This window comes from Bradyrhizobium sp. (genome assembly GCF_049586575.1).
Classification (GTDB): Bacteria; Pseudomonadota; Alphaproteobacteria; order Rhizobiales; family Xanthobacteraceae; genus Bradyrhizobium.
Map to the genome: position 1 here is coordinate 1 of NZ_JBAVCF010000052.1, position 3,039 is coordinate 3,039.

A 3,039-nucleotide genomic window follows, 5' to 3' on the forward strand; every position below is an offset into this window, starting at 1 on the left:
TAACTCTTGTGACTGGGCCTGATAGTTAGGATACTGCACTAACTAACGCCTTCGCACCCCTGGAGGACGAGCCCGTCATGAGAAGAACAATCAGAGCCGGAGCAGTTCTCGCCGCGGGACTGCTCGCCGCCGCGCTGGCCGCCTGCGGCGGGTCCACCCCCAGCTCAGGCTCGGGGTCGGCATCGGCGTCAGGGCCGAGCGGTGTGCTGACGATCTCTAACGAGCAGGGCACGCTGTGGACCTGCAGCTTCAACCCATTCAACCCGTCCAACCTCGCCCAGGGCGTCACCTTCGGGCAGGTGTACGAGCCGCTCGCGTTCGTCAACACGCTGCAAAGCGGCAAGGCCAGCCCGTGGCTAGCGACAGCCTGGACCTGGGGCGACGGGAACAAGACGCTCACGTTCACGATCCGCAACGGCGTCAAATGGAGCGACGGGACCCCGATGACCGCCGCGGACGTCGCGTTCACCTTCAACCTGATGAAGAAGTTCCCCACGCTCGACCTGAACTCCGCCTGGTCGGTGCTGTCCAGCGTCACCCAGCAGGGCAACCAGGTCATGATGACGTTCAAGAACGCCGCCGTACCCTACTTCTACTACATCGCGGACCAGACCCCGATCGTCCCGCAGCACATCTGGTCCACGATCGCCAACCCGGTGAGCTACGCCGACGCTAAACCCGTCGGGACCGGCGCGTTCACGGTGAATCCCTGCAGCGCGCAGAACATCACCTACGTCGCCAACCCGCACTACTGGCAGCCCGGCGAGCCGAAGGTGGCCAAGGTCCTGTACCCGGCGTTCACCTCCAACGACCCGGCCAACACGTACCTGGCCACCGGCCAGGCGCAGTGGGGCAGCCAGTTCATCCCGAACATCGAGTCCTTCTACACGTCCAAGAGCCCGGACAACCACTACTGGTTCCCGCCGATCGCGAACGTGACCCTGATCCCCAACCTGACCGTGCCCGGGCTGAACGACGTGGCCGTCCGGCAGGCGATGGCGTACGCCATCGACAGGAACCGGGTCTCGCAGATCGGCGAGTACGGCTACGAACCGCCGGCCAACCAGACCGGCATCGTGACGCCGACGTTCGCTAGCTGGGAGGACACCTCCGCGGCGAGCCAGTACGACTACACGTACAACCCGGCCAAGGCGAAGCAGATCCTGACCAGCGCGGGCTTCAAGATGGGCTCGAACGGGATCTTCTCCTCCCCGTCCGGCAAGCCGCTGTCGTTCACGGTCATCAACATCGGCGGCTACTCGGACTGGGTGGCCTCGATGCAGGTGATCCAGCAGGACCTGAAGGCGGTCGGCATCCAGCTCACGACCGACAACCTGTCGCAGAACGACTTCCTGTCCCGGCTGTACAACGGCGACTACCAGCTCGCCTACAACAACCAGCAGGGCGGCCCCTCGCCGTACTACGAGTACCGGCAGTGGCTGTACTCGGCCAACTCGGCGCCGATCGGCAAGCAGGCCTCAAGCAACTGGGAGCGGTACAGCAACCCGGCGACCGACACGCTGATCAACCAGTACGCGACGACCACCTCGCAGGCGCAGCAGCAGCAGATCGTGGACCAGCTGCAGCAGGTCCTGCTGAAGGACGTGCCGTTCATTCCGGTGACCGAGGAGGTGGCCTGGTACCAGTACAACACCGGCAAGTTCACGGGCTGGGTGACGCAGAGCAACCCCTATGCCGTGCCGGCCGCGTACTTCTACCCTGACATGGGCCAGGTGCTGCTGCACCTCGCGCCCGCCAAGTAGCCAAGGAACCAGGTAACGGTTAGCAAACATGCGTTTCATCCTTCGCAGGGCCGGGTTCTTCCTGGTCACGCTGTGGGCAGCGGTCACGCTGAACTTCTTCCTGCCGCGGATGATGCCGGGGAACCCGGCCCTCGCGATGGTGGCCAAGTTCCACGGCCGCCTGTCTGGCCAGGCGCTGATCTCGCTGGAGGAGCTCTTCGGCGTGAACACGCACACCAGCCTGTTCATGCAGTACCTGCACTACCTGGGAGACATCGCGACGGGTAACTTCGGTACCTCGCTGTACTTCTACCCCGCGTCGGTCTCTTCGGTAGTGCGGGCCGCCCTCCCATGGACACTCGGGCTGGTCGGCGTGACGACCATCCTGGCGTTCGTGCTGGGCACAGGAGTAGGGATCGTCTCGGCGTGGCGGCGTGGCACCTGGCTCGACGGGATCGTGCCGCCGGTGTTCGTCATCACGTCGGCGATCCCCTACTTCTGGGTCGGGATGATGTTCATCCTGATCTTCGGCATCAGGCTGCAGTGGCTGCCGTACACGTTCGGCTACGACCCGACGCTCACGCCCGGGCTCAACGGCCCCTTCATCGCGAACGTGCTCGAGCACGCCGTGCTACCCGCCATGGCGCTGCTGCTCACGACCATCGGCACGTGGATCCTGACGATGCGGAACAACATGGTCACCACGCTGGCGGAGGACTACGTCCGGATGGCGCGCGCAAAGGGCCTGCCGAGCAGGCGGATCATGCTGGATTACACGGCGCGCAACGCGATCCTGCCGAACCTCACCGGCTTCGCGATGTCGCTCGGCTTCGTGGTCGGCGGCGCGATCCTCATCGAGTACGTCTTCGACTACCCCGGCGTCGGCTACATGCTGCTGCAGGCGGTCGAGAACGAGGACTACCCGCTGATGCAGGCGCTGTTCCTGCTCATCACCCTCGCGGTGCTGGTGGCGATCCTGCTCGCAGACATCGCCACCGCGATATTCGACCCGCGCACCAGGTCGACGGGGTAAGCCATGGCCGCGACCACCGTGACCGTGCCCGCGCCGCGCGCGGGAGTGAACTCTGGCGCCCGGCGGATCTGGCGCGCCGTCAGGAGGAACAGGAAGGCGACCGCCGGCGTCATCCTGCTGCTTTTCTTCTGCTTCCTCGGGCTGTTCCCAGGCCTGGTTGCCGGCGACAACCCGAACGCGGAGATCTACGGCCGCAGCATGGGGATCAGCGGCGCGCACCCGCTGGGCACCACCGCCTACGGCCAGGACATATTCGCCCAGGTG

Annotated in this window: 2 protein-coding genes and 1 pseudogene; all 3 read left to right on the forward strand. The window is 65.2% G+C overall.

Annotated features, from left to right (window positions below; all coding sequences use genetic code 11):
• Window positions 1–77: 77 nt before the first annotated feature.
• On the forward strand, window positions 78–1,763 hold the full coding sequence (locus WB528_RS01740; protein ID WP_423886709.1) for an ABC transporter substrate-binding protein: 1,686 nt from the start codon (window positions 78–80) through the stop codon (window positions 1,761–1,763).
• A gap of 28 nt (window positions 1,764–1,791) precedes the next feature.
• Window positions 1,792–2,775 carry an ABC transporter permease gene (locus tag WB528_RS01745; RefSeq protein ID WP_423886710.1) on the forward strand — a complete coding sequence of 328 codons (984 nt, stop codon included), beginning with the start codon at window positions 1,792–1,794 and terminating at the stop codon, window positions 2,773–2,775.
• Between the two features lie 3 nt (window positions 2,776–2,778).
• A pseudogene (locus WB528_RS01750) lies at window positions 2,779–3,039 on the forward strand (hypothetical protein); the annotation flags it as partial.